Below are 25,135 nucleotides of genomic sequence, written 5' to 3'. Positions count from 1 at the left end.
CGGTTCGCGCAGATTTCACCGGCAAAAATTGAAACGGAGTGATCTTCTTCGGTTCAATTTTTAGTCGAAAGAGCATCAGCGGTTTGTGCTGATCTCTGCAGACGGCCGCACTGGCAACTTGTCCAATTCACTGCAGTGACGCCAAATCGTTGGAGCACACTGATTTTCGTGCCGCAAGGCAATTAGTATGGCTAATTTGAAAAGAAAATTAACGCTCACGCTGCCGGGAAACGTTTGACTGATAGAGCTTTTCAAGAGAAATCATAATAGAGTCGGCGCGGGTGGTTGTACTTTCTTTCAATTAGTGTTAGCATATTAAAGATGCTGTTTTCAGAAAAAACAGTCACGTGACCGAGATTTGCAAGGCAGACTCCAGGATTGCTCTGTAAATCAGGTGTTACACAATCCAAGGAGGAAACCATTTGAAGTTTAAAGAACTAGGTTTAGATCACGATTTACTTAAGGCCATCACCCGCGCAGGATTTGAAGAAGCAACGCCCATCCAAGCGGAAACGATTCCTTTAGCCTTAGCTGGTAAAGATGTGATCGGTCAAGCGCAAACTGGTACTGGTAAAACGGCTGCGTTTGGCTTACCTGTCTTGCAAGATATCGATTTTGCAGATCGCGCCGTCCAAACTTTGGTGATTTCACCAACGCGTGAACTCGCCATCCAGACGCAAGAAGAATTATATAAATTAGGCCGCGACAAAAAAGTCAAAGTTACTGCCGTATACGGTGGTGCTGACATCCGTCGCCAAATCCGTCAATTATCCGATCGTCCACAAATCGTGGTCGGCACCCCAGGCCGTTTGCTCGACCATATCAACCGCCACACCTTGAAGTTGGAAAACTTGAAGACGTTAGTGCTTGATGAAGCCGATGAAATGCTCGACATGGGCTTTATCGAAGATATCGAAAGCATTGTGAAAACTGCCCCTGACACGCGTCAGACCTTGCTGTTTTCTGCAACCATGCCAGCACCGATCATGCGCTTGACCAAGACGTTTATGCATGATCCGGTGACGGTTCAAATCAAGTCCAAAGAATTAACTGCTGACACAGTTGATCAATACTATGTCCGTGCCAAAGACTTTGAAAAATTTGACATCATGACTCGCTTGTTCGACGTTCAAGCCCCTGACTTGGCTTTGATCTTCGGTCGTACCAAGCGTCGTGTTGATGAATTGACTCGCGGCTTAAAAGCCCGTGGTTATAAAGCAGAAGGCATTCACGGTGATTTGACCCAACAAAAGCGCATGAGCGTTTTGCGTCAATTCAAAGCCGGCGAATTGGACTTCTTAGTGGCAACTGATGTGGCTGCGCGTGGGTTAGATATTCAAAACGTCACCCATGTTTACAACTACGACATTCCGCAAGATCCAGATTCATACGTTCACCGTATCGGCCGTACTGGCCGTGCCGGGAAGTCTGGTGTGTCAGTGACCTTTGTTGTGCCTAACGAAATCGGCTACTTGCGCACGATCGAAGACTTAACTAAGAAACGCATGATGCCATTAAAGCCACCAACAGCCCAAGAAGCATTCTTAGGTCAAATCTCCACTGGCTTGTCCACTGTGAAGGAACAAGTTGAAGCTGATGATTTTGACAAGTACGAACCAATGGCTGAAAGCTTATTGGAAGAATACACGCCATTACAACTGGTTTCTGCCTACTTGAAAGCCATCTCCCCAGATGATGCTTCCACAGTGCCAGTTAAGATCACCCCAGAACGCCCATTGCCTAACCGCGGTGGTCACCGTAATGGTGGCGGCGGTTACCGTGGCGGCTACAAAGGCCGTCGCTCTAACTCCAGCGATCATCGTGGTAACGGCGATCACCGTTCAAATGGTGGTTACCGTGGTCATCGCGATGGTGGCAACAAAGGCGGCTATGATCGCCAACGCCGTGAAGGTGGCAAAAGCCGCGACAACTCTTACAAACGTAGCTACAAAAAAGACTAATTTAATTTAACCAAAGTCCTGCAATTATTTCGATTGCAGGACTTTTTATATTGTCATCGAAAAATAAATATTTTTCAAAAGTATCGAGCGGGCTCCTTTTTGCGTATTTATTAAGTGTGGGGGAATTTGTCAGACGTCAAAGGAGTTGGTAAAATGAAACTAGTCATGACACTGATACAGTTAAACCGAGAAGCTTGGTGGACTGATCTCAAGGAAGTGCTAGGCGTGTTGGGCCCCTTGATTGCAGGCGTATCTTTAGTGATCGCAACGTTCACCTATCGACGCAATACTGATGTCCGGGCACAAGACGTTAAAGCTAACAAAATCAAACGGACGCATGAATTGATGATCAGTTATCCAGGCGTTGTGCGGGAGAAAGTGTTATTAGTCACCAAACAGTTGCAAGCGGGGACGGCGTTGATCGATGAGATGCGACGACGTGGAGTTGATGAAAGGCGAATAAGACGCTTTGCCATTGAATTGGTTATGAATGTTAAAGTTGTTGAATTATTGCATCTTTTAGATCCATTTGGTTTTCTATTGCGTTATCCCGACTATTTGTTTGTTGATGAAGCACTCAGTACATTTGCCTCGGAAGTTGAAAGAGTGTTGCTTGTCGCTCAGCCGCAAAGCGCGTTTAATGAGGTACTTGACCAGTCATCAATGAGAGGCATAGCACGACTGCAAAAGCAACTACGTGAACATCACGAGGAAGGTAAGGATAAATAATGACAGAAAAGTCTTGGGTCGACACACCAGAAAGCATGCGAGCGTATGCCTACAAACTCATTCAACATCCTTGGACTGATCGGGATAATCTTGATGCTATTAATGAATTACGTGCGTTGTCAGGGGACCGTCCATTAAGCATGGCACGATATTTGGAAAATGACGAGAATTTTAAGCATGGTATCTATTCATGGGATGATCCCGCACCAAAAGGATTTTTCAAACGCCTCCGATTGGCATGGCAACAAGGTAAGGCGTCGTTTCTCAACGTGATGAAGAAACGCTGAACCACTTAGGATCGATCAGTGATAACTGGTCGATTTTTAATTGGTTAAGGGCCCAAAGCGTCACGTCGGCATGATGAGGTTTCATGGTCTTCAGGCAATATTTTCGGTAAATCGGGGCTATAATGATACAATGTGATTAAACAGGAGGAAGCCTCATGATCTATGGCATTGGCGTCGACATCACAGAAATTTCCCGCATTCAAACAGCCCAAGCAAAGCGCACAGACTTTGCGACCAAAATTCTGACGCCAGCAGAACTGATGAAATTCAACAGTTTTGAAGGTAAACGCGCTGGCGAGTATTTAGCTGGTCGTTTTTCTGTGAAGGAAGCCTACGCTAAAGCATATGGCACTGGGTTAGGCGAAGTGGGCTTGCAAGATGTTGAATGCCTCGACAATGAGCGCGGCAAACCTGTAATCACCAAACATCCTTTTGACGGAATCGCACATGTGTCGATTTCACACACTGATACGTTAGTGATGACAGAAGTAATTTTGGAGGTAACCCAATGACCATGGTCACAGCAAACCTGCGCCCGACGAAGGTGCTGGTATCAAAACAAGCAATTACGCATAACATTCAACAAGCTTTATCGCGCTTAGATGACAAAACGCGGCTTTTTGCCGTGGTAAAAGCTGATGCATACGGACACGGCTTGTTGAATGTTGCCAAAGTTGCCCAAGACGCTGGGGCTAGTGGCTTTTGTGTCGCGGTATTAGAAGAAGGCTTAGCGTTGCGTGCCGCTCACTTCACCTTGCCGATCCTCGTGTTAGGCATCGTGCCTCCGGAAATGGCGCCGATCGCTGCCGTTCATGATATTGCCTTACCAGTAGGGGACCAAGCTTGGATGCAACAAGCAGATGCCGCTTTAGCAGATACGCCAGACGCCCCAGCTTTGAAGATTCATCTCGCAGTGGATTCTGGCATGGGACGGATCGGCTTCCGCGAACCACAAGTGATCAAACAAGCCGCTGAATTTGCTGACAATTGCGCTACGTTAGACGTTGAAGGCATCTTCACCCATTTTGCGACTGCTGATGAAGCAGATACCAGCTATTTTGATGAACAAAGCCAACACTTCAATGAAATGTTAGCAGCATTGCCGAAGCGTCCGCGTTATGTGCATGTGGCCAATTCTGCGACTAGTATGTGGCACACGGCGACACATTCAGATATGGTGCGCTTTGGGATCACGATGTATGGGCTGAATCCATCAGGTCGGGCGTTGACTTCGCCTTATGAATTGCAACCGGCGATGCAAGTGGTTTCCAAACTCAGCTTTAGTAAGTTGTTACCTCAAGGCGCCGCCATTTCTTATGGGGCGACTTATCACGCCAAGCAAGCTGAATGGATCGGTACTGTACCGATGGGTTACGCTGATGGTTGGCAACGCCGCTTGCAAGGCTTTCATGTGTTAGTCGATGGCCACGTGTGTGAAATCGTCGGTCGCGTTTGCATGGATCAATTTATGATCCGCTTGCCCCATGAGTATCCTGCCGGGACTGATGTTGTTTTAGTGGGTCACAGCGGCGATCAAGCAATTACGTTGCAAGATGTGGCTGACTATGCGCATACCATTCACTATGAGATCGCTTGCGGGTTAACTGAACGGGTACCGCGGGTCATGATCGACTAAAGCATTTTGTTATTTTCAGGTTGTTTTCTTGTGTGCCTGTGGTAGGATGAAGTTTGAAATATAGCCACGGGAGGGCGCAACATGGCAGACGCACAATTTCTACAAGTTAGTATGACAGAAGCGCTGCGAGCACGGCTCGACAGCTATTGCAAAACATGCGTAACGGATCCAAGCGAATTGATCGATAGCATTTTGACTGACTTTTTGTCACGCGAAGAACAAGTTGAAGCTGACTTGGCGACTGGCTATCAAGAAATGGCAGCATTGAATCAACAAATCTGCCACGAATTCACTGCTTGTGAAAACGAGGCTTATGCCCAGATCCGCTAGCTGTTGGATAGGGGCAGATTATGGACAGCAACGTTTTACGTGGGGACATTTTCTTCGCCGACCTTTCACCCGTGGTCGGTTCAGAACAAGGTGGGATGCGTCCAGTTTTGGTGATTCAAAACAATGTGGGCAATAAATATAGTCCCACAGTGATCGTCGCGGCGATCACCAGTCGCATCAATAAGCCCAAAATGCCGACCCACGTAGGCTTAAAAGCTGGCGTTGATGGCGTTGAGCGTGATTCAGTGGTGTTGCTCGAGCAGATCCGCACCATTGATAAGCAGCGTTTATCTGATAAGATCGCAGTCCTTGATCCAGTGAAAATGCGTGCAGTGGATACTGCTTTGGCAGTATCTATCGGGCTTAAACCAATTGGTAAATAATGTGAAAGTCGCTTATGCGGCTTTTTTATTTTGAAACTAATGTTGTCCGGCATCGTCAGTGTTTCATGCCGCCACCAGGTGACAGTGGACTAGCAACGTTTCAGTGATTTGAAATGGGGACTCCAGCTGGCTCGCCGCTACATAGTGAGGGTCCTCGGGAAAGCTAGTCTGGATGCCTCGCTGCGCTCGTCACCAGCCGGATCTTTCCCTGCGGCTTTCCGTAAGCGACAAGTCGCTAACGGAAATCTCACTATGTAGCGGCGGCCAGCTTCCGTCCCCATTTCAAATCACTTCCACTACGCTAGCTCACTGTCACCTGATGGCTACGAAACGCGTTGTGATTATGTGGTATCACGTTTAGTCATTGTGAATAAGGTCGTAACATCGGCGTAGTTGATTTGTAAGCCAGCGATATCAATGCAGGAAATCTGTGGGCGGAGATGATTTGGCAAAACGGAGGTGAATTGGACAATTGTCTGTGGGAGTGAAATCAAGTGAAACGCGGTTTTTGGCGGTTCGTGCAGATTTCACCGGCAGATTTTGAAACAAAGTGGTTTTCTTTGGTTCAAAATGCGGTGCAGACCCATAACATCGGCGCACTTTGCCGATTTCTGAAACCGGCCGCACGGCAACTTGTCCAATTCACCGCAGTGGCGCCAAATCGTCGGAGCCCACAGATTTTCGTGTCGGAAAGCGTTAGCGATTTTTTTGTACGATTGACCATTGTCTGCTATACTAGGACATCGTGGTTCGTGATCCATCCCACGTAAAAAAACTAGGAGGCTTTTTTCATGCAACAATCTCGTACCAAAACTTTGGTGGTCAGCGCCTTGATCGCCGCGTTATACGTGGTGTTATCTGTCGTTCCAGGCGTTTTCAACTTAGCTAGCGGCGCCATTCAATTCCGTATTTCTGAAGGACTGAACCATTTGGTGGTGTTCTCGAAAAAATATGTCTTCGGCGTTGTGCTTGGCGTCGTGATCTTCAACGCTTTGTTTAGTTCACTTGGCTGGATCGACGTGGTATTCGGCGGTGGGCAAAGCTTGATCGGGTTGGTGGCAGTCGCTTATCTTGCGCCACACTTCCTGAAGCTTTGGCAAAAAATGGTCCTCAATATTTGTGTGATGACGTTGACGATGTTTTTGATCGCCATTGAAATTGTGTGGACTGGGCATATGTCGATGAGCCATGCTTTCTTAGGCGTGTATGGCAGTTTGATGTTATCAGAAGCGGTGATCATGGCCATTACCGCACCGATCATGGCGGCGTTAGATCGTGTCTTACATTTTCAAAAATTAATGGCATAACCTCAGAACCTCTCGATCATCAAATGATCGAGAGGCTTTTTTTACTTGCTAATGTCAGCGTGCACGCCAGCTTGGTTGGGTTGCGTCAACATATACTGTTGAATGTAGCCTTCGATTTCTTGGTTTTGCGGCAAGTCGGAATGATTGGCCTGATCACCTGAAACTGTAATTTGCGTGTAGTGTTTAACTTGATGTTGAAAAATATATTTTCCGCATTCTACAGAAGCCAGTGGCACGATGCCATCGTCATCATAAGTTTGCGTCCCGGCAAGGGAATATACGGTGAGGCTTTTGGGGAGCTGGTTGCGCGCTTTGATCAGGTCGGTCAGCATTTGGGTGCGGTTGTGGGAATTGCTTTCTTCTAAGTTGTAAGGCGTGCCGATGGTCATCAGCTTGTTCATTGTCACTGCCGATTGTTTGGCGTACTTCGTCAAGAATAGCGTTAAGATCAACCCGCCATTGCTATGACCGATGGCGTTGAAGTGGTTAAAGTGATACTTGGCAGACAGTTCGTTGAAGGCTAGGCTGAACCACTTGGCTTGCTTTTTAATGTTGTTGTAGCCGTCTTGATTGTTTTCAAAGGCGATGACAATGTAGGGTTCAAAGTCTCGCGGCGCAATGTGGCCTTGTGTCGTTAAAGTACCATCGGTTTTGACCGTGACAAGGAGTTTGCTGTGACCTTGGGTGCGTTGATTCAACGTGGTCACTAAACTGTTGAAGCGATTTTGGGTGGCAGAACTTCCTGGGACTAAAATAATCGGTGCCATGCGAGAATCATGGATGCCTTGCGCGTTTTTAACTTGGCGGTGCATCCAAGTTGTCGCAGGGATAAAAATCGCCAGGCAGACGGCGAGCACTAATGTTGTGAAGCCGAGATAACGCGTCCATTTAATCAAGGCGTTCACCTCCAGATACCTTTTTGACAAAAGGCAAATAGATCAATACTGACACCACTAAGCATAAGATTGTGACAAGCAGCGCAGGCCAATTGCCATCAGTGCTCAGCCAAGCGATCATCACGCCAGGAGTGGTGGCAGGCACTTGGTACACAGCGGCACTCATGAAGTGCAATGCCAACGCACTCCAAGCAATTGCGCAACTCGCTAGTGGCGCGCAGACGAAAGGGATCAACATCAAAGGTTGCAGCAAAATGGGATAACCGAGTAGTAGCGGCAAATTCAAATTCACCAGACTCATCGGCAAACTCCACCAAGCTAAGCGGCGTTTGTTCACGCGCTGGTCAACCAGCAAAATCGCAATTAGTAACCCTAACGTCATCCCCACGCCACCAAACATGGCATAAGGGCGATAAATCGTCCCAATGGTCATGGGATTAGGCAGAGGGTGATGCGCTAGTGCGGCATTGAGATTGGCAGTGGCTTTGGTGCCTGTCAACATCGGCATCATCACATCGATCGGCGTCGGCAATCCTAACCAACCAAACAAGCTATTTAAAGGCAGCAACCATGAACCACGCGGCGCGTTAAAGGCGAGGACATGGGTGGCGGTCGCGTGATCCCAACTTAATCGGGTGACGATCGTGAGCAACAATGTGCTGACAGTGGCGAAAGCTTTTGGTAAATGATTAAACCACCAGCCGACCAAACTGCCGAAAAGCAACCCAAACAACAAGCCGCTGACACCGATATTAGGGCCAAAGTTAGTCATTCGGCTCGTATTTAAAATTAAATAGGCGATCCCAGCGATGATCGCAGCGTGTTGTGCCTCGCGATGAGTGATGGCGCGCGCTGCAAAAATTGCGGTTAGCAACCCTAACAACCCGATGGTGTAGGTGGTCAGTAAACCGAAGCCGTCGTGCAGCAGGCGAAAGCCTGGTAGCCATTTAGACAAGTTGAAGATTTCCGCAAAAAATCCAGTCGTGGAAAACACGCTAAATAGCATCGCTTGTGCCGCAGTACCGATCAGCACCACCGGCATTAACGGATGAAACGTTTGTTGCAGCCACTTTTGCATAAGCATCCCTCCACCGCTATCCTAACAGAAAACGATGATAATGAAAGCAAATGGCGGTGACAATCTACGGTGAAAGCGTTGCAACATGAAGAGGCTGTCACGTCTGTTCAAATTGGTGAATATAGCTTACAATATGTAGGTGAAATACGATCGGAGGAGGAGACACATGCCAACAGAAAAACTCAATTTGCCCAAGTTTGGGTTAGGGACCAATAAAGTCGGCGGTCATAACTTATTTGCCAACTTGAAAGATGCAGACGGTGAAGCAGTGGTCCGCCAAGCGTTGGATTCAGGCATCACGCTTTTAGATACGGCATTTATTTACGGGAAAGGCCGCTCAGAAGAGATCATCGGCAAGGTGCTTCAAGACTATGACCGCTCCAAAGTTTTGATCGCAACGAAAGCGGCACAAGATCCCACCAATGATTTCAAGCCGAACAACACCCCAAGCTTTTTGACCAAAGCTGTTGATGACGCGTTGACGCGGCTGCAAACCGATTATTTGGATATCTTTTATATTCATTTTCCAGATCGTGACACGCCGAAGAATTTAGCGGTTGCTGCTTTGCAAAAGCTCAAGCAAGCCGGTAAAATTCGCGCGATCGGCGTTTCGAACTTCTCATTAGATCAAGTCAAAGAAGCGAACCTTGACGGCTTTGTTGATGTGGTGGAAGACAACTACAGTTTGGTGCATCGTGAATTGGAAACGACGCTTTGGCCATACTTAAGTGAACACAATATCGACTTTGTGCCATACTTCCCGTTAGCGTCAGGCTTATTGACGGGCAAGTACACTGAAGCTGATGCCGACAAGTTCAAGCAATTTACCCCAGCACAATATCAACAGATCATGACCGCATTAACGCAGATCAAACATATGGCTGACTTACATCAAGCCGCCACGGCACAAATTATTTTGGCGTGGTATTTGCAAAATCCAGCCATTACCACAGTGATCCCAGGCGCCCGCGTTCCTGAACAAGTCCTAGCCAATGCCAAAGCGCAAGACGTGCATTTGTCAGCGGCAGAATATGGTCAGATCGCCACGCTGTTTGCGAACTTTTAACGTGGTAAACTAAAAGGCATTACCACAAGAAAGTTGGTCATGTCGATGAATGGCAAGATTCATAATTTAGATCCTCAGCATCACGGTCAAGCATTGTTGCTAGATGAAACTAGCGATCCCGCAATTGCCGCAATGATCGCGGCATTAGTCAAAGATCGCGACAGTCGCGGGTGGCATCATGACCTCAAGAATCTGGCGATGGCATTAAACGTTGAAGCCAGTGAAGTGATGGATATTTTCACTTGGAAAGATGTTGGGGAGCCATTGTCTGATGACGAAAAGGCGCACACTGCAGAAGAACTCGCTGATGTGTTGATCTATACGTTCGACATGTGTGCCAAGCTTGGGTTAGATCCACTGAAAGTGATGCAAGCTAAGCACCGCCTCAACATAACCCGACATCATGATGTCGACAACTCGTAACTATGTATCCTCAGGCTGATCGCCTGAGGATATTTTTTTACAACGCGCCGAACGCAAAACGCGCTTGTTGGAATTCATCGAGAATATTTTTTTCGCCGACTGCTTGCAGTAATTCACGGTCCATCGCATGTCCGAAGGTGAAATCCCCGTCGACGTTAGGTTGGTGATGGACGCGTGGGTATTGATCCACTGCGCCATAAAGTTGATGACCTAGTGGATATGGGGTGTGAAACGAGAAGCTGAAGTCTGCGTTTTTAACTTGGGTGAAGTACAAGGCGTAATAATCTTGGGTGACGGTCACTTGGCACATCGGGCACGCGTCAATGGCGGCGCGGTGTTCTTGATAGTACCAATACACGGGGATGCCGTAGTCGGTTTCCAATTGATAATCAGAAAAATGCTCTGCACACAGTGACACGTAATAGCGATCCGCTTGTTTCGGGCGGTAAAAGCCATGTTTGATGTGGGCGTCGTCGCTTTCCAAGAATTCTGCGATCGCTAAGCCTTTGAGGTGATAGTAATCGGCTAAACCGTGACTTTTATCAGTGGTGTGCAGTTGCCAATATTTTTGGACTTGGTTGATCTGTTGCGTCCAAAAGGCTAATGCAAACAACGGTTGTTCCGCTGGCGGGAGCTTTTGACGCAACGCTTCAACACTTTGCCAAAAAGCACTGCGTAAATTCTCACGTTGTTTGCGGTGCAAGAGCTGTTGTTGTTTGCGTTGAGCTTGCGCTTCTTGGTACGCCGGCAATAATTTGGCTTCTTGGCGCGCTTTGGCAAGCAAAGCTTTGCGACCATCTGTGCCAAGCAGTTGCAGCCGCAGCACTTCTAGGACTGAATATGCAGGCACTAATACATCATTGCCATACAAATGGGCTTTGCGCGTTGAGGCGACTGGCAAGTGATCGGTTGCGGTGAGCAAATGCCGTTGGTCATAACTCATCGAAAAAGGCCAACGGTTGGCTTCAAGCTCGGGGATAGTTTCCGGTTCTGCGTCGAAAAATGCCAGTAAGTGCGCCGGCTTTGCTTGCACTAAACTTAACGCTACTTCAGCAAACAAGGCACGTTTCGCTTTGGTGGGTGGTGGTTGAAATTCAGGATCGACTTGTAGTTGATACCAGTGGAGAAAGTCTTTCAACGTGACCACTGGTAACAAGTCGATCAAATCGGTGGCATAAGCTGCAACCACATCGGTGAGATCTGACATGTTTACTCCTCCTTTTTTGCGTTCATTATATATATACGCAAAAAAGAGGGCGTTTGATACTTGCGGTCGAGAAAAAATACAATTTTTTTGAGAGTGAATTAACCTTCCTTATCAAAAAAAGAATATTATTTAAGCGTTAAGGATAGGTTAACCGATAATTAGTATGAATGGACGCTGATTTTATTGTATGATAAGGTTATTCTGCATCAAAAAATATCATAAGGAGATTTTCCCCTTGAAAAAGCTATCAATTATCTTGACAACTTTCGTATTAGTTTCGCTTTTATTTGGCTGTTCCGCAATCGATAAAGAAACAGAAGGACTTACGATTAAAAACATTTCTGATATTGATTGGAATTTATTCAGCGCCTCTTCTTCAAGCTTTGATCATGAAGGAGATGCAAGAAATGGTGATAAATTTCAATTTGCGTCAACCAGTAATGACGGAATTGTTAAGCGTCATGGCGAGATGATCGCTGCGTTTAAATATGAGATCGATACAACAAATCATTCAATCGATTTGAATTTTACAGAAGATCCTTCATCTCCAGCCCAATACCAAGAGGAATATTCTGGAAACTATGACTCTGAAAATCTGACTGACCTTCAACTACGCACGGATATAGGTAATCGCTCAATTTGGTTATCCGTCAGTTAGGGGGAGAAAAAATATGGGAGCAGCCGTGGCGTTAGTGATGTTGATCTTTGGTGGCCTTTGTGTTTGGACGTGGATCAAAATTACTGAAGAGGAAAGTGCAATTGAAGAATTGGAACGAGCGCGAGGAACCGTGGGATCTTATCGTATATTGACTTTTGAAGTTGACGGGGTAGATTTACCAAAGTTGGGTAATTTTCAGGCAACGTCAACGCCAGTTCAATTAAAACTTACATTCAGCAACAATCAGCGGACTTTTCATGTCACCAAGGCTAATGATTCGCCAGAAATTGCCATTGTTGGCATCGAATTTATGCCACAATACGATATCGAAACAACAGTCCACTCGTCTGGTAAAGCTGGCGCTGCATTATTAGGGACGGTTGTTGCGGGGCCTGTAGGTGCGATTGTCGGAAGTTCCGTAGTAAAAAGTAAAGTGACGAGTGAAGAACACGAGCGAATGAGTTGGGCGCTGGTGACAATTCAGTGGCTTTACAATTCGAATGCACGGTATCGTGTACGATTCAAGTTGAATACTGAAAGCTACCAGCAACTTGCACGAGATTATTTGTTAGATTACTAAATATGCGCAAAAAAACACCGGCCAGCTTACGCTGATCGGTGTTTTCATTTGCACTGGTTAAATTAGATTTCTTCAGGAACCAACTTAACAGGCTTAGTGCCCATCCAGCCACAGATTTCTTCGAAAGTATCTGTGATAGCTTGAGTACCAGGTGCAAGAAGCTTACGAGGATCGTAGCCCTTACCTTGTTGATCTTTGCCAGCTTCGATGTATTCACGAGTAGCTTTAGCAAAGGCCAATTGGCATTCAGTGTTGATGTTGAGCTTGGAGATACCCATGTGGATAGCCTTTTCAACTTGGTCTTGAGGGATGCCGGAGCCACCGTGCAAGACAAGAGGTAAGTCAACAGCGTCAGCAATTTCTTGGAGACGGTCGAAGTGCAGGCCCTTCCAGTTAGCAGGATATTGGCCGTGGATGTTACCGATACCAGCAGCTAAGAAGTCGATGCCAGTTGCAGCTAAAGTCTTAGCTTCTTCAACAGATGCTAATTCGCCTTCGCCGACAACACCGTCTTCTTCACCACCGATAGAACCAACTTCAGCTTCGACGGAAATGCCTTTAGCATGTGCTAAAGCAACGATTTCCTTAGTCTTAGCAACGTTTTCTTCGAAAGGCAAGTCGTGGCCATCGAACATAACGGAGTTGTAGCCAGCAGCAATAGCTTCCTTGGCAGCTTCGTAGTCACCATGGTCAAGGTGAATAACAACTGGGACAGTGATCGCCATGGACTTAACCGTTGCTTCGATCAGTTGCTTGCAAAGTTCGTAGCCGCCCATGTACTTAGCAGCGCCCATGGAAGTTTGGATAAGAACTGGAACGTTCAGTTCTTGTGCGCCTTTAAGAATGGCACGGGTCCATTCAAGGTTGTTGGTGTTGAACGCACCGATAGCGTAGTGACCCTTGCGAGCAGCTTGAAACAATTCAGTGCCGTGTACTAATGGCATGTATAGTTCCTCCTAAAGAATGAAAACTTATTTTTTTTACCCTTTTATTCTAACATAGTTTATTCATTTGTGGCAGGAGATTTTGCAGTTTACTGTTGACACTGCTAGGCTTGGGTGATACCGCTTACTTATGTAAAAACTTTTGAAAAAAGAAAACTCAGCACACTGCGTTTTAACATGGTAAAATATTCTCGTACCAATTGGTATAGGAGGAGAAACATGACACCAAGGATCAACGACATTACCCCAGCAGAATGGGATCTGATGCGCATTGTGTGGACTAAAGGGGACGTCCACAGCCGTGATTTGATCACTTTACTCCAACAAAAACGTGATTGGTCTGAATCCACGATCAAAACGTTGCTAGGCCGCTTAGTCAAAAAAGGCCTACTGGATGTGACCAAAGATGGGCATCGCTACTCGTATTCTGCCACTGTAGATGAGCGCACGGCAATGGACGAAACTGTTCAAGAATTATTTGCTCATTTATGCGCGATGAAAAAAGGCCAAACATTGGTCAACTTAGTGCAAGCCACCACGATGACGCAAGGCGATCTTGAAAGCTTGCAACAAGTCGTTTCAACGAAACTCGCCAATGCACCAAGTATGGTCACTTGCGACTGTCTGCCACCGGGTAATGACGACAGTTGCTGCTAAACTTATCAAATTAACCGACGAGACCAGCGATGGTCTCGTTTTTATATCCGATACAAAACATTTACAAAAAGTTCTCGGCAATAGTACTTGACTTAGTTTGATGAAGGCGCTATCATGGTCTCGAATTCTATGAGGAGTGGGTGGCTGAGCGCAGGTCACTCGTATCACTTCGCGACGGGTGGAAGTGCCCGCTAAACTCTCGGAGACCATCCCGTAGCATCTGGGCTTAACTGTCGAGCGCTGCTAGATCTCCAGTTCCAAAGTGCCGGTACTGAAGGGTCCCAGTCGTGGACTCAAACCAGTTACAGCCGGGAGTAGTGCCCTCACGGTGACGTGAGACGCAAGGCGACGTCTGTTTGCCAAAGGCAGTGCAAAGCCGATTAGCAACGAACGTGGTTGAGGTCTAATAAGCCAAGGCCCGCAGCAACGTCCTTGAAATTGTGTGATACCGCAGACACGTAATTGAATCGGCTAGAAGCCGCGGATCCACGAAGCAGAATACTGTTTCGTGGATTTGGTGTGCCAACGATGCAAAAGTCGCCTCGCAATCATATTGCGAGGCGACTTTGACGTTTATGGCCATAAGAAATTATCGACAGCTGCGGCGACTCGGGGATTATCCCGCAACTTCGTATGTTGCGCGTCAGGTCCGGTGAATCGTAATTCTTGATAACTGCCGGAGTGGTTGGTTAATAAATAGCCTAGGGCTCGGCTAGAGGCATTAAGAATTTTGCCATCAGAGTGCGAGCCGTCCTCTAGATCTCCGTAAATATTCAACACTGCTAATCGCGGGAATTGATCGCGGCGCAACATGGCCATGCGGTAATCTGGTGCCATTAAATGTGGTTGTCCATCAGGATCGAGATGATTGTGCATCGGTTGCATGTGCATCCGAGGAATGCTGTCGAAAGGCCCAGCAATGGCGGCCCACTTCTTAACATGTGGCAACTTTGGATCTTGCCCCCAACGCAGTAAATACCATTCCACCGCAGTATTACCAAGAGAATGCGCGACAAAGTTGACCGCGCGCACATGATAGCGAGCCTTCAAACCGAAGACGACATTATGTAAATACATCCGCAAACGGTGAAAATCAACTGTGCGCTTGTCGTCAAACACCACTTGCACCATCGGATGGTGCATTCGCGCAGTCAAACGGCCAAGATAAGAAACTTCGCCATCAGGTTTAACGGTGGCGATCAAAGCTGGTGTCGCATTGGCATCACGTTGCGCCGCTAACATCAACGGTCGCATCGAGCGGATCGTGCCATGATGACCGTGAACATAAAGGGTGACAGGTTGGGTGATAGTGCTGGCGTGCGCGAAATGAGTGGGCGCCACGCCAAGCAGGAAAACCGTCAAACTGATGATGAAAATATTGCGTCGATGCATGTGCCCACCTCCAAAATAAACCGTCGATACTTTATTTTACAGCAACCGCGGCAGTGAAAATCGTTATCAAACGAAGCTTAAACTTTTCAATGCAACTGGTTATAGTTTTTAACTATACACGATGATAGGAAAAGACGATGCCTAATTCGTTGACACGTTATGCCGATGTGGTTATGATGAGTTCAACATAAAGAAGCGATGAGAAGATGAGTAACCGAACTGTTGCGTTTTAACAGAGAGCCGCCATTTGGTGCAAGGCGGCAAACGCATGTCGGTGAAGATGGTCTTTGAAAATCGCTGACATTCGAGCTCGGGTAAGAGTGTCATGGGTGCGCCCATTATCGCGTCGGAGTCTGATCGGACTTCATGAGGTGCAGCGTGCGAGCGGTGCATGAATCAAGGTGGTACCACAGCATCGCTGTCCTTGACGTCAATTGTTTGGCGTCGAGTGCGGCGCTTTTTTTTACCAGTGATTTTTGAAACGCCTTGAGGTGACCAGGTCATCGTTGTTTCAAAAATCACGACGAGCATTCATTTAGGAGGAGTCCATCATGACCAAAACTATCATCGGCTATCCACGTATCGGGGAACATCGCGAATTAAAATTTGCCACCCAAAAATATTTCAAACATCAAATTACGCAAGACGAACTGCAAACCACTGCCAAACAACTTCGCGCGAAGAATTGGCACACCATTCAACAAGCAGGCATCGATCAGATCCCGACTGGCGATTTTTCTTTCTTTGATACCACATTAGATACTGCCAAGCTGCTTAACATCGTCCCTAAGCGTTATCAAGAGCTGCATTTGAATGACTTAGATGAATACTTCGCGTTGGCGCGTGGGTATCAAGGTGAAACTGGCGACGTTAAAGCCTTACCAATGAAAAAGTGGTTCAACACCAACTATCATTATTTAACCCCTGAATTTGACGCTGACACCCAAATCAAAGTCGGCGATTGGCAATTGTTCGATCAATTCAAAGAAGCCAAAGCCCAAGGTATCAACGCGCGACCGACTTTAGTTGGACCGTACACCTTGTTGCGGTTGAGTCGCTTCTTAGATGGCAAACAACCCACAGACTTTGTCAGCGATTTGATCAATGCCTATCGTTCGATCTTAAACAAACTTGCTGACCTTGGGGCGTCATGGGTGCAAATCGATGAACCGGCGTTAGTTTATGATCAAACGCCTGATGATTTGGCGTTGTTCAAGCAATTGTATCAACCCATTTTGTCAGCAAAAGGTGACTTAAAAGTCCTAGTCCAAACTTATTTTGGTGATGTGCGCGATTCCTACACAACCTTGTTGGCCTTAGCTTTTGACGGCATCGGCTTGGACTTCAATGAAGGCTACGACGCTAACTTGAACGTGTTGAGTGAATTCGGCTTCCCGGCAAATAAGACCTTGTTTGCCGGCGTGATCAATGGGAAAAACATTTGGCGCACCAACTACAAACAAGTCCTCGATTTGTTACAACAACTCCCAGAAAACGCCGTGTTAAGTACCTCAACGTCATTGCTCCATGTGCCATACACCACGCAAAATGAAACCAAGATCGCGCCGCAAGAATTGAAGTATTTGGCCTTTGCGCAAGAAAAACTCCAAGAACTCGCTGACCTTGATGCCATTCGCGTTGCCGGCGTTGACTCTCCAGCTTATCAAAAAAACCAAGCCTTGTTTGCAACACCACGATATGAAGAAAATGCCGCATTAAATGCCAAAATCGCGGCCTTAAAACCCGAAGATTACACCCGCTTGCCTAAGCGCGCTGAACGTTTAGCCCAACAAGCTAAAGTCTTGAACTTGCCACCATTGCCGCTGACCACCATCGGGAGTTTTCCTCAAACTGCCGCTGTCCGCAAGAATCGTGCGCAATTGCGGAAAGGGGAGATCACCGAACAACAATACACCGACTTTAATCACGCTGAAGTGCGCCGTTGGTTGAAGATCCAAGAAGACTTGGGATTAGATGTGTTAGTGCATGGTGAATTCGAACGCAATGACATGGTCGAATACTTCGGGGAGAACTTCGCCGGTTTCCGTTTCACGGAAAATGGTTGGGTCCAATCCTACGGCACCCGCGGCGTGAAGCCACCCATTATTTGGGGTGATGTGTCACGTACACATCCGATCACAGTTGCTGAAACCGTTTATGCACAGTCGCAAACCGATCATGTGGTCAAAGGCATGTTGACGGGACCTGTGACGATTTTGAACTGGTCGTTCCCACGGGCTGATGTCCCAGCGAAGTTGTCGACAGAACAAATTGCCTTGGCGTTAGCTGATGAAGTCTTAGATCTCGAAAAACATGGCATCAAAGTCATTCAAATCGACGAACCAGCATTGCGTGAGAACTTGCCATTGCGGAAAAAAGATTGGTATTCGAAATATTTGGATTGGGCCGTCCCAGCTTTCCGCTTAACCGCTGCTAAAGTGCAACCGACGACGCAGATCCACACCCATATGTGCTATTCCGAATTCCAAGACATCATCGGCGCCATTGATGCGTTGGATGCTGACGTGATCTCGTTTGAAGCGTCACGTGCGGACTTGACGTTGTTAGATGTCTTGCATGATACCCATTTTGAAACCCATGTTGGCCCTGGGGTTTATGATATTCACTCACCACGGGTGCCTTCTGTTGATGAAATCGTCTCAACGATCCACAAGATCTTAGCTCGCATTCCAGAAGATCATGTTTGGATCAACCCAGATTGCGGCTTGAAGACGCGCGAAGAACCAGAAACCATCGCCAGCTTGAAGAACATGGCTGAAGCGACGCGCCTGGTACGAAAGGAACGCCATGAAAGTCAATCAACTGTTCAATAAACACCAAGTGATCTCGTTTGAAGTGTTCCCACCGCGTCAAAAATCCCCATCGATCGATTTTTCCCGGATCTACGGTACTATGGATGCCTTGAGTCAACTCGATCCTGACTTTGTGTCGGTGACTTTTGGGGCAGGCGGCTCCAAGCGCCAAGCAGGAACACTTGAAATTGCCAGCTTAATCAAAAGCGAATATGGCATTGAACCCGTCGCCCATCTCCCAGCAAGTCAACTGACTGGGGTTGAAGTCGATGAGTTGCTCGATCAATTTGCCACTCATGGCATTCAAAATATTTTGGCGTTGCGCGGCGACATTCCCAAAAGCGGACGCGTCGCCAATGACTTTGAACATGCCAATGATTTGGTTGCCCATATTTGCGCATCAGGTCATGATTTCAATGTGATCGGGGCGTGTTATCCAGAGTGTCATCCAGAAGCGACAGATTTAAATGCAGACATTGCGCATTTGAAGTTAAAAGTCGATGCTGGTGCTAACCAATTGATCTCACAATTATTTTTCGACAATCAAGTCTTCTATGATTTTGTTGCCAAATGTCGCGCCGCTGGGATCACCGTGCCGATCGAAGCCGGGATCATGCCAGTGCTCAATCAACACCAGATCCAGCGGATGGCCCAAATGAGTGGCGTCAGCTTACCAGAGAAGTTCACCGCGATGATGGCACGTTATGAAGGCAATCCCATTGCCATGCGGGATGCTGGCATCGCCTATGCGATCGATCAAATTGTCGATCTTTTGGTACACGGCGTTGACGGCATTCACATTTATACCATGGATAATCCCACGGTGGCTGCACGCATTGTGCAAGCAACGCGCTCGCTAGTACGCGCATAAGTAGGAAAGAGGTTGAGGCATCATTCGTCTCAACCTCTTTTTTGATGATGATGTCTGGTAGCGTAAGTGTTTCATGCCGCCATCGGGCGCCAGTGGGCTAGCTCCGTTTCGGAACTGAAATCATCTCTCGTGGCCGGCCGGCTCCAGAGATCGGCAAAGTGCGCCGATGCTACGTTTTTACACCGCATTTCAAGCCAAGAAAATCGCTTGTCTTGAAATTTACCTGAAATATTAGCTAAGCCAGAAAACCACTGTCTTAGCTAATATTTCTGCCACGTTCGATGATTTCAGTTCCTCCACTACGCTAGCCCACTGTCACCCGATGACTACGAACCACGTGATGTCTACGGTGATATTACCTTTAGTCTTGTGAATGACGTCGTATCGTCGGCGTATTTGATTTGTAAACTAGCAACACCAACGAAGAAAATCTGTGGGCGGAGATGATTTGGCAAAACGCCTTCGTGACGCCAAATCGTCGGAGCCCACAGATTTTCGTGCCGGACATTATTTGCACCAGAAGTGCCAAGAATCATTTATGTCTCGAGCTTTTTTTCGTGGCTTATAACAAATGCAAACTACGATTCAAAAACAAAGTTGTCGATTCAAACACTTGATCTAAATACCCTTCGCCGTGGGCTGTGCCGGCTAACAAACGGGTGGCATGGGGGATGCCAGCTTCTCCTAAAGCCTCAGACAATCGCGCCACGCCGCTGGTTGGAACAAATTCATTCAGTGAGTTGGCCAAATACATTGGCCCAGTGGTATCTGTCACGTGATAGGCAGGAGTGGCAGCGACATAGTCTTTAGGATGTGGGAGATATTGGGTGATGAACCATTTATAAAAGCTGTCATTAACACCATCTTGATTGATGGTCCGCGACGCAGCAGTGGCAAAATTTTGCGTGTCGCCTTGCACCGCCACCACATCAGTGTGTGCACTCAACCAATCGGCAATATCTAAAATGCCACTTAAGCTAACTGCTGGGATCCCATATTTGATCGCCATTTCCACGGCCATGTTACCGCCAGCACTGCCGCCGACGACGGCAAGGTTGCGTTTGTTAAAAGGTAAATCGCGTTTTTGGATCCAAGTCCACAAGCGGTCCATATCGTTTAGCGGTGCCGGCCAGTGGCCTGCAGTATTTTCACGGTAGTTTGGCGCAATGATGTAAAATCCGCGTTCGACTAGGCGGCTAGCCCAGTCTGCTTCTTTGCGTTTATCACCGCGAAACCACCCGCCACCATGGATCATGATAATCCCAGCTTTAGCGGCACCGCGCGGGGAATATAGATCTAAAGCGAGTTGATGGGCATCGTCGTAGTAGATATTTAATTGTTGTGCCATAAGCGACCTCCATGGAAATTTAGTCAACATCATCGTCAATATAACACCGATCATAAATTTGGCAAATTTGAAGCATCGCAGGTACAATATAGGCGTGAGGTGAACACAATGAAGCAAACTATTGCCTTATTAGCAGATATTCACGGCAACGTGTCAGCACTGGACGCGGTGATTCAAGATGCGCAAAAACATCACGCCACAACGTTTTGGTTTTTAGGCGATTTATTCTTGCCAGGGCCAGGGACAAAAGATTTGTGGCAAAAACTTGCTGATCTCGATCCTCAAGTGTGGTTGCGCGGCAACTGGGAAGATGCGATTTTAGCGATGTTATCCGGACATTTTGAACTAGATGATCCAGGGGCGATTTATTTAGCGGCGTTGAGTGCTTATTTGAAAGATCATGTCTCAGATACCATCATGACCCAAATGGCCGCTCACCCGATCAGCATGGTCCAAACCGTCAACGGTGTAAAAATTCAAGCCAGTCACAACTTACCTGATCAAGATATGGGAAGAAGTTTATATCCGGCCCAACCGCAACAAAACTTCGATGAGATGATGACGGCGGATTTAGATATTGCGGTATATGGGCACACCCATCAGCAAGTGATGCGGACCACTAGTCGCGGGCAGTTGGTGATCAATCCTGGGGCTGTGGGGCAACCTTACAGCTTGTGGCCTCGCTTTTTTGCGGATCAACGGGCACATTATGCGTTGCTTGTTGTCGATGACTTCGGTCGCGTCGAGGTGAACTTCCGCAAAGTTGAGTATGATCGCCAAGCAGAAATTCAACTTGCGCAACAGCGTCATGTGCCATACGCCTCACAATATGCCTTTTTACGTGAGTCAGGATCGACGATCACCCATGATCGTGACTTACTGGCGCAAGTCAACGCCGCGCATGATTATGTCGATCGGGTCGCGAAGTATTATCATAAACAACACTAAGTTCAGAAGCTAAGACAGATTTTTGTCTTAGCTTTTTTGTGGTCAGATGTCAGAGGCCTAGCATGATGGCAGTGGGTTGAAATTGGGACGGAAGCTGGCCGGTGATACGTGGTGAGCTTCTCGTTAGCGGTTTACCGCTTACGAGAAGCCGCAGAGAAAGATCCGACTGGTGACGAGCGTAGCGAGGCATCCAGGCTAGCTTTTTCGAGGACCCTCACCACGTAGCGCCGAGCCAGCTGGAGTCCCAATTTCAACTCACCACCTCCGAAAGATAGTTACAAACAATTAAATGATGTGAATTGCATTAATTTCTGAAAACTTGTTGACAGAATTATGAGAGGAGATTAAGATAATCTCATACTTAATTCATAGGAGGTTGTCAGGATGACAAACGCAATGCAAAATCACAAACAAAATCAAATTCTGGCAACCTTGTTGTTGAGCATCGACGTGTTGATTTAGTCGGTGCCCAGTTTGCATGCTGGCCACCGACGTATCCGGTGGCTAGTTGATGAATTCGACTAGCTGAGGTCTTTTCTAAGACCCTCACTAGTCGAATTTTTTTATTCAAAAATCAGGAGGAATCACATTGGCACATCAAATTGCGATTTTAGCAGGCGATTATATCGGACCAGAGATCATGGCAGCTGCAGAAAAAGTGTTGGCACACACCGCGGAAAAATTTGATTTTGATTATGAAACCAAAGCTTATCCATTTGGCGGTGAAGCCATCGACAAATGCGGTGAACCGTTGCCGCAAAGCACGATCGACGGCGCCAAAAAAGCTGATGCGATTTTACTGGCTGCGATCGGCGGACCGAAGTGGGATGCTGCGCCTAAGCGTCCAGAAGCAGGACTACTTGCGATTCGCCAAGCGTTAGGGTTATATGCCAATATTCGCCCAACGAAGATCAGCCCTAGCCAAGTCGATGATTCACCGATCAAAGCAGACATTGTTCGCGGCACTGATTTTGTCATCGCCCGGGAATTGACGTCAGGCGCCTACTTCGGCGAACCGCGAGAACTGGCTGAAGATCATGCAATCGATACGATGTATTACTCACAAGCAGAAGTCGAACGCATCATGATCACCGGCTTTGACATGGCGATGCAGCGCAAACAACATGTCACCATCGTCGATAAATCCAATGTGTTAGCCACTTCGAAATTCTGGCGAGCAACCGCTGAGCGCATCGCCAAGCGCTACCCAAAAGTGACGGTTGACTACCGGTATATCGATGCCACCACCATGGCGATCATGACGCACCCAAGAGATTTTGATGTGATCATCACCGCCAACTTGTTCGGCGACATTTTATCAGATGAAGCTGCCCAAATCACTGGCTCCATCGGCACGATCCCGTCAATGTCTGCAGGTGCGACTGGTCCGAACTTATATGAACCCATTCACGGATCAGCTCCTGACATTGCCGGCAAAGGCATCGCCGATCCGATCGCGATGGTGAAAAGTGTCGCGATGATGATGCAATATTCCTTTGATCGTGCAGACATCGCTGAAGCCATCGAAAAGGCCTGTGATCAAGTGATCGCAGCTGGCATCACGACCCCAGATCTTGGTGGCACGGCAACCACAGATGAAGTGACTGACGCGATCATCGCGCGTATTTAATAGAAAGAAGACGACTAAAATGACGACCATGTTTGACAAACTTTGGCAAGATCATGTAGTAGCAGGCAAACCAGGCGAACCACAATTGCTTTATATCGACTTACAGTTGATCCATGAAGTGACCTCGCCGCAAGCATTTGAAGGTTTGCGGATGAATCATCGCAAAGTCCGCCGCCCAGATCTCACCTTTGGGACCATGGACCATGATGTCCCCACGGAAAACATTTTTAACATTCAAGATACCATTGCCAAAGCGCAAATCGACACCCTTGAGAAAAACTGCAAAGAATTTGGCATCACGCTTGCTAAAATTGGAGATTCTCGCCAAGGTATCGTTCATGTTGTCGGCCCAGAACGTGGATTGACCCAACCTGGTAAAACCATTGTTTGCGGCGACTCACACACGTCAACGCATGGGGCATTTGGAGCGTTGGCCTTTGGGATCGGCACCAGTGAAGTAGAACATGTGATGGCGACACAAACCATTTGGCAAACCAAACCAAAAGCCATGGGCGTGCATGTCACTGGCAAACTCCCGCACAATGTTTTTCCAAAAGACATCATCATGGGGCTGATCGGGAAATATGGCGTTGCCTTTGGTCAAGGTTACGCGATGGAATTCTTCGGTGACACCATTGATGACATGTCGATGGAAGGGCGCATGACCATTTGCAACATGTGTATCGAAGGTGGTTCTAAAACTGGGATGGTTGCCCCAGATGCCAAAACTTATGATTATGTCGCTGGCCGCGAATATGCACCAAAAGACATGGCCAAGGCGATCGCTTACTGGAAGAAATATAAAACTGATGATATTTCCGACTTTGACAAAGTAATCGAATTTGATGTTTCTGAACTTGCGCCAATGATCACTTGGGGGACTAATCCTGGGATGGCAACCTCTGTGCGTGAACCACTGCCTGCAGTGGAAGATGCTGACGATCAAAAAGCTTACGACTACATCGGCTTACATCCTGGTATGACTGCAAGCGAGATCCCGCTAGATTATATTTTCATCGGGTCATGTACTAACGGCCGTTATGAAGATCTCAAAGTGGCCGCTGAATTCATGAAAGGCAAACACATCGCGCCAAACATCACTGCTTGGGTGGTACCAGGCTCTCGCGCTGTCCGCAATCGTTGTATGGATGAAGGCATCGCTCAAACCTTTATCGACGCAGGATGTGAATGGCGGGAACCAGGATGTTCAGCATGTTTAGCCATGAATCCAGACAAAGTCCCAGCAGGCAAACATTGTGCCTCAACGTCTAACCGTAACTTTGAAGGTCGCCAAGGCGCAGGTGCTCGTACCCACTTAGCGAGCCCGGCGATGGTTGCAGCGGCTGCAGTGGCCGGGCACTTCGTTGATATTTCACAAGCCGTAACGGCATAGGAGGCAAACATGGAAGCATTTACCACAGAAACTAGCAAAGCCATTGTGATCCCCAATGACGACATCGACACAGATATTTTGATCCCCAAACAATTTTTGAAAAATATTTTGCGCACCGGCTTTGGCATCAACGCCTTTTATCCATGGCGTTACCACGAAGACGGCTCACAAGTCGAAGATTTTCCTTTGAACCAAAAAGCCCACCAAGGGGCCACGATTTTGATCACTGGCAACAACTTCGGCTGTGGCTCTAGTCGCGAACACGCGGTATGGGCACTGACAGATTACGGTTTTCGCGCGGTGATCGCCGGTGGGTTCTCAGATATTTTCTTTATGAACGCCACCAAAAATGGCTTGCTGCCGATTATTTTGCCAGAAGCTGATCGGGCGATTTTACGGGAATGCCAAGCCGACGAGGAAGTCACCATTGATTTGGAACAACAAGTGGTGAAATTCCGCGATCATGCGTTTCACTTTGATATCAACGCCACGTGGAAAGAAAAGTTTCTCAAAGGTCAAGATGATATCAGCTTGACGGAACAATATGAAGCTCAAATCAAAGCCTATGAGGCCAAGCGCCCAGTATTTGATTAATTAA

General features: G+C 47.3%; 25 protein-coding genes and 1 riboswitch. Of the genes, 19 read left to right on the top strand and 6 right to left on the bottom strand.

Annotated elements, in window-relative coordinates; all coding sequences use genetic code 11:
- The first annotated feature begins 422 nt into the window (after window positions 1-422).
- The 8 genes from cshA (at window position 423) to EKM92_RS06665 (ending at window position 6,633) form a co-directional block, all read left to right on the top strand.
- Window positions 423-1,961: a degradosome RNA helicase CshA gene (gene cshA / locus EKM92_RS06700; RefSeq protein ID WP_125709130.1), complete on the top strand. Its 1,539-nt coding sequence runs from the start codon at window positions 423-425 to the stop codon at window positions 1,959-1,961.
- A 153-nt stretch (window positions 1,962-2,114) separates the two neighbouring features.
- Complete coding sequence (locus EKM92_RS06695; protein WP_125709128.1) at window positions 2,115-2,690, top strand: hypothetical protein; 576 nt, start codon at window positions 2,115-2,117, stop codon at window positions 2,688-2,690.
- Entirely contained in the window at window positions 2,690-2,977 is a 288-nt protein-coding gene (locus EKM92_RS06690) for a hypothetical protein (RefSeq protein WP_125709126.1), read from the top strand. Before EKM92_RS06695 ends, EKM92_RS06690 begins: the two co-directional genes overlap by 1 nt.
- Before the next feature lie 155 nt (window positions 2,978-3,132).
- Window positions 3,133-3,489, top strand: a complete 357-nt coding sequence (acpS, locus tag EKM92_RS06685) for a holo-ACP synthase (protein ID WP_125709124.1) — start codon at window positions 3,133-3,135, stop codon at window positions 3,487-3,489.
- 2 nt (window positions 3,490-3,491) lie between these two features.
- Window positions 3,492-4,613, top strand: coding sequence for an alanine racemase (gene alr, locus EKM92_RS06680; RefSeq protein ID WP_125709214.1), 1,122 nt, complete (start codon window positions 3,492-3,494; stop codon window positions 4,611-4,613).
- Window positions 4,614-4,694: 81 nt separating this feature from the next.
- Window positions 4,695-4,943: a hypothetical protein gene (locus EKM92_RS06675; protein ID WP_125709123.1), complete on the top strand. Its 249-nt coding sequence runs from the start codon at window positions 4,695-4,697 to the stop codon at window positions 4,941-4,943.
- 20 nt (window positions 4,944-4,963) lie between these two features.
- Entirely contained in the window at window positions 4,964-5,326 is a 363-nt protein-coding gene (locus EKM92_RS06670; protein ID WP_125709121.1) for a type II toxin-antitoxin system PemK/MazF family toxin, read from the top strand.
- 739 nt (window positions 5,327-6,065) lie between these two features.
- A riboswitch (PreQ1 riboswitch) is annotated at window positions 6,066-6,111 on the top strand.
- Between the two features lie 6 nt (window positions 6,112-6,117).
- A complete protein-coding gene (locus tag EKM92_RS06665; RefSeq protein ID WP_125709119.1) occupies window positions 6,118-6,633 on the top strand; it encodes a QueT transporter family protein in 516 nt (171 codons plus the stop codon).
- A gap of 41 nt (window positions 6,634-6,674) precedes the next feature.
- Here the strand turns inward: EKM92_RS06665 and EKM92_RS06660 are convergent, their stop codons facing one another.
- Window positions 6,675-7,529, bottom strand: a complete 855-nt coding sequence (locus EKM92_RS06660) for an alpha/beta hydrolase (RefSeq protein WP_125709117.1) — start codon at window positions 7,527-7,529, stop codon at window positions 6,675-6,677.
- The gene (locus tag EKM92_RS06655) at window positions 7,522-8,607 is read right to left on the bottom strand and encodes a PTS sugar transporter subunit IIC (RefSeq protein WP_164509919.1); all 1,086 of its coding nucleotides are present in this window, start codon (window positions 8,605-8,607) and stop codon (window positions 7,522-7,524) included. The genes EKM92_RS06660 and EKM92_RS06655 overlap by 8 nt, the downstream gene beginning before the upstream one ends.
- 166 nt (window positions 8,608-8,773) lie before the next feature.
- On the opposite strand from EKM92_RS06655, the gene EKM92_RS06650 reads away from it, so the two are divergent.
- Together EKM92_RS06650 and EKM92_RS06645 are read left to right on the top strand one after the other, a co-directional pair.
- On the top strand, window positions 8,774-9,673 hold the full coding sequence (locus tag EKM92_RS06650) for an aldo/keto reductase (protein WP_125709113.1): 900 nt from the start codon (window positions 8,774-8,776) through the stop codon (window positions 9,671-9,673).
- Between the two features lie 45 nt (window positions 9,674-9,718).
- Entirely contained in the window at window positions 9,719-10,096 is a 378-nt protein-coding gene (locus tag EKM92_RS06645) for a nucleotide pyrophosphohydrolase (RefSeq protein WP_225420734.1), read from the top strand.
- Between the two features lie 37 nt (window positions 10,097-10,133).
- Here EKM92_RS06645 and EKM92_RS06640 read toward each other — a convergent pair whose 3' ends face one another.
- Window positions 10,134-11,303, bottom strand: coding sequence for a hypothetical protein (locus EKM92_RS06640; RefSeq protein ID WP_125709111.1), 1,170 nt, complete (start codon window positions 11,301-11,303; stop codon window positions 10,134-10,136).
- A 235-nt stretch (window positions 11,304-11,538) separates the two neighbouring features.
- Here EKM92_RS06640 and EKM92_RS06635 point away from each other — a divergent pair, with 235 nt between their 5' ends.
- Together EKM92_RS06635 and EKM92_RS06630 are read left to right on the top strand one after the other, a co-directional pair.
- Entirely contained in the window at window positions 11,539-11,961 is a 423-nt protein-coding gene (locus tag EKM92_RS06635) for a hypothetical protein (RefSeq protein ID WP_125709109.1), read from the top strand.
- A 13-nt stretch (window positions 11,962-11,974) separates the two neighbouring features.
- Window positions 11,975-12,541 carry a hypothetical protein gene (locus EKM92_RS06630; RefSeq protein ID WP_125709107.1) on the top strand — a complete coding sequence of 189 codons (567 nt, stop codon included), beginning with the start codon at window positions 11,975-11,977 and terminating at the stop codon, window positions 12,539-12,541.
- A 62-nt stretch (window positions 12,542-12,603) separates the two neighbouring features.
- Here EKM92_RS06630 and fba read toward each other — a convergent pair whose 3' ends face one another.
- Entirely contained in the window at window positions 12,604-13,485 is an 882-nt protein-coding gene (fba, locus tag EKM92_RS06625; protein WP_125709105.1) for a class II fructose-1,6-bisphosphate aldolase, read from the bottom strand.
- Between the two features lie 219 nt (window positions 13,486-13,704).
- Between fba and EKM92_RS06620 the strand changes: the two genes are divergently transcribed.
- Window positions 13,705-14,142, top strand: a complete 438-nt coding sequence (locus EKM92_RS06620; protein ID WP_125709103.1) for a CopY/TcrY family copper transport repressor — start codon at window positions 13,705-13,707, stop codon at window positions 14,140-14,142.
- 573 nt (window positions 14,143-14,715) lie between these two features.
- Here EKM92_RS06620 and EKM92_RS06615 read toward each other — a convergent pair.
- Window positions 14,716-15,534, bottom strand: a complete 819-nt coding sequence (locus tag EKM92_RS06615) for an alpha/beta hydrolase (protein WP_125709101.1) — start codon at window positions 15,532-15,534, stop codon at window positions 14,716-14,718.
- Window positions 15,535-16,085: 551 nt separating this feature from the next.
- On the opposite strand from EKM92_RS06615, the gene metE reads away from it, so the two are divergent.
- Both metE and metF read left to right on the top strand, forming a co-directional pair.
- Entirely contained in the window at window positions 16,086-18,368 is a 2,283-nt protein-coding gene (gene metE, locus EKM92_RS06610) for a 5-methyltetrahydropteroyltriglutamate--homocysteine S-methyltransferase (RefSeq protein ID WP_125709099.1), read from the top strand.
- Window positions 18,343-19,218 (top strand): methylenetetrahydrofolate reductase [NAD(P)H], encoded by an 876-nt coding sequence (gene metF / locus EKM92_RS06605; RefSeq protein ID WP_125709096.1) that lies wholly within the window; start codon window positions 18,343-18,345, stop codon window positions 19,216-19,218. The genes metE and metF overlap by 26 nt, the downstream gene beginning before the upstream one ends.
- Window positions 19,219-19,780: 562 nt before the next feature.
- Here the strand turns inward: metF and EKM92_RS06600 are convergent.
- On the bottom strand, window positions 19,781-20,566 hold the full coding sequence (locus tag EKM92_RS06600) for an alpha/beta hydrolase (RefSeq protein ID WP_125709094.1): 786 nt from the start codon (window positions 20,564-20,566) through the stop codon (window positions 19,781-19,783).
- A 108-nt stretch (window positions 20,567-20,674) separates the two neighbouring features.
- On the opposite strand from EKM92_RS06600, the gene EKM92_RS06595 reads away from it, so the two are divergent.
- The 4 genes from EKM92_RS06595 to leuD all read left to right on the top strand — a co-directional run bounded on the left by EKM92_RS06595 (window position 20,675) and on the right by leuD (window position 25,131).
- Window positions 20,675-21,514, top strand: a complete 840-nt coding sequence (locus EKM92_RS06595; RefSeq protein WP_125709092.1) for a metallophosphoesterase family protein — start codon at window positions 20,675-20,677, stop codon at window positions 21,512-21,514.
- A 583-nt stretch (window positions 21,515-22,097) separates the two neighbouring features.
- Complete coding sequence (gene leuB / locus EKM92_RS06590; RefSeq protein WP_125709090.1) at window positions 22,098-23,144, top strand: 3-isopropylmalate dehydrogenase; 1,047 nt, start codon at window positions 22,098-22,100, stop codon at window positions 23,142-23,144.
- Between the two features lie 19 nt (window positions 23,145-23,163).
- Window positions 23,164-24,537, top strand: a complete 1,374-nt coding sequence (leuC, locus tag EKM92_RS06585) for a 3-isopropylmalate dehydratase large subunit (protein ID WP_125709088.1) — start codon at window positions 23,164-23,166, stop codon at window positions 24,535-24,537.
- A 9-nt stretch (window positions 24,538-24,546) separates the two neighbouring features.
- Window positions 24,547-25,131 (top strand): 3-isopropylmalate dehydratase small subunit, encoded by a 585-nt coding sequence (leuD, locus tag EKM92_RS06580; protein ID WP_125709087.1) that lies wholly within the window; start codon window positions 24,547-24,549, stop codon window positions 25,129-25,131.
- Window positions 25,132-25,135: the final 4 nt, after the last annotated feature.

It is taken from the genome of Lacticaseibacillus porcinae, from assembly GCF_003946305.1.
Classification (GTDB): domain Bacteria; phylum Bacillota; class Bacilli; order Lactobacillales; family Lactobacillaceae; genus Lacticaseibacillus; species Lacticaseibacillus porcinae.
The sequence above is the reverse complement of the archived record's forward strand: the minus strand, read 5'-3'. Positions and strand labels throughout refer to the sequence as shown.

Excerpts from the sequence above, each read along its gene's own strand:
- EKM92_RS06695 (WP_125709128.1), top strand. The coding sequence starts at position 2,115 with ATGAAACTAGTCATGACACTGATACAGTTAAACCGAGAAGCTTGGTGG.
- EKM92_RS06690 (WP_125709126.1), top strand. The coding sequence starts at position 2,690 with ATGACAGAAAAGTCTTGGGTCGACACACCAGAAAGCATGCGAGCGTAT.
- acpS (WP_125709124.1), top strand. The coding sequence starts at position 3,133 with ATGATCTATGGCATTGGCGTCGACATCACAGAAATTTCCCGCATTCAA.
- alr (WP_125709214.1), top strand. The coding sequence starts at position 3,492 with ATGGTCACAGCAAACCTGCGCCCGACGAAGGTGCTGGTATCAAAACAA.
- EKM92_RS06675 (WP_125709123.1), top strand. The coding sequence starts at position 4,695 with ATGGCAGACGCACAATTTCTACAAGTTAGTATGACAGAAGCGCTGCGA.
- EKM92_RS06670 (WP_125709121.1), top strand. The coding sequence starts at position 4,964 with ATGGACAGCAACGTTTTACGTGGGGACATTTTCTTCGCCGACCTTTCA.
- EKM92_RS06665 (WP_125709119.1), top strand. The coding sequence starts at position 6,118 with ATGCAACAATCTCGTACCAAAACTTTGGTGGTCAGCGCCTTGATCGCC.
- EKM92_RS06655 (WP_164509919.1), bottom strand. The coding sequence starts at position 8,607 with ATGCAAAAGTGGCTGCAACAAACGTTTCATCCGTTAATGCCGGTGGTG.
- EKM92_RS06650 (WP_125709113.1), top strand. The coding sequence starts at position 8,774 with ATGCCAACAGAAAAACTCAATTTGCCCAAGTTTGGGTTAGGGACCAAT.
- EKM92_RS06645 (WP_225420734.1), top strand. The coding sequence starts at position 9,719 with ATGAATGGCAAGATTCATAATTTAGATCCTCAGCATCACGGTCAAGCA.
- EKM92_RS06640 (WP_125709111.1), bottom strand. The coding sequence starts at position 11,303 with ATGTCAGATCTCACCGATGTGGTTGCAGCTTATGCCACCGATTTGATC.
- EKM92_RS06630 (WP_125709107.1), top strand. The coding sequence starts at position 11,975 with ATGGGAGCAGCCGTGGCGTTAGTGATGTTGATCTTTGGTGGCCTTTGT.
- fba (WP_125709105.1), bottom strand. The coding sequence starts at position 13,485 with ATGCCATTAGTACACGGCACTGAATTGTTTCAAGCTGCTCGCAAGGGT.
- EKM92_RS06620 (WP_125709103.1), top strand. The coding sequence starts at position 13,705 with ATGACACCAAGGATCAACGACATTACCCCAGCAGAATGGGATCTGATG.
- EKM92_RS06615 (WP_125709101.1), bottom strand. The coding sequence starts at position 15,534 with ATGCATCGACGCAATATTTTCATCATCAGTTTGACGGTTTTCCTGCTT.
- metE (WP_125709099.1), top strand. The coding sequence starts at position 16,086 with ATGACCAAAACTATCATCGGCTATCCACGTATCGGGGAACATCGCGAA.
- metF (WP_125709096.1), top strand. The coding sequence starts at position 18,343 with ATGAAAGTCAATCAACTGTTCAATAAACACCAAGTGATCTCGTTTGAA.
- EKM92_RS06600 (WP_125709094.1), bottom strand. The coding sequence starts at position 20,566 with ATGGCACAACAATTAAATATCTACTACGACGATGCCCATCAACTCGCT.
- EKM92_RS06595 (WP_125709092.1), top strand. The coding sequence starts at position 20,675 with ATGAAGCAAACTATTGCCTTATTAGCAGATATTCACGGCAACGTGTCA.
- leuC (WP_125709088.1), top strand. The coding sequence starts at position 23,164 with ATGACGACCATGTTTGACAAACTTTGGCAAGATCATGTAGTAGCAGGC.
- leuD (WP_125709087.1), top strand. The coding sequence starts at position 24,547 with ATGGAAGCATTTACCACAGAAACTAGCAAAGCCATTGTGATCCCCAAT.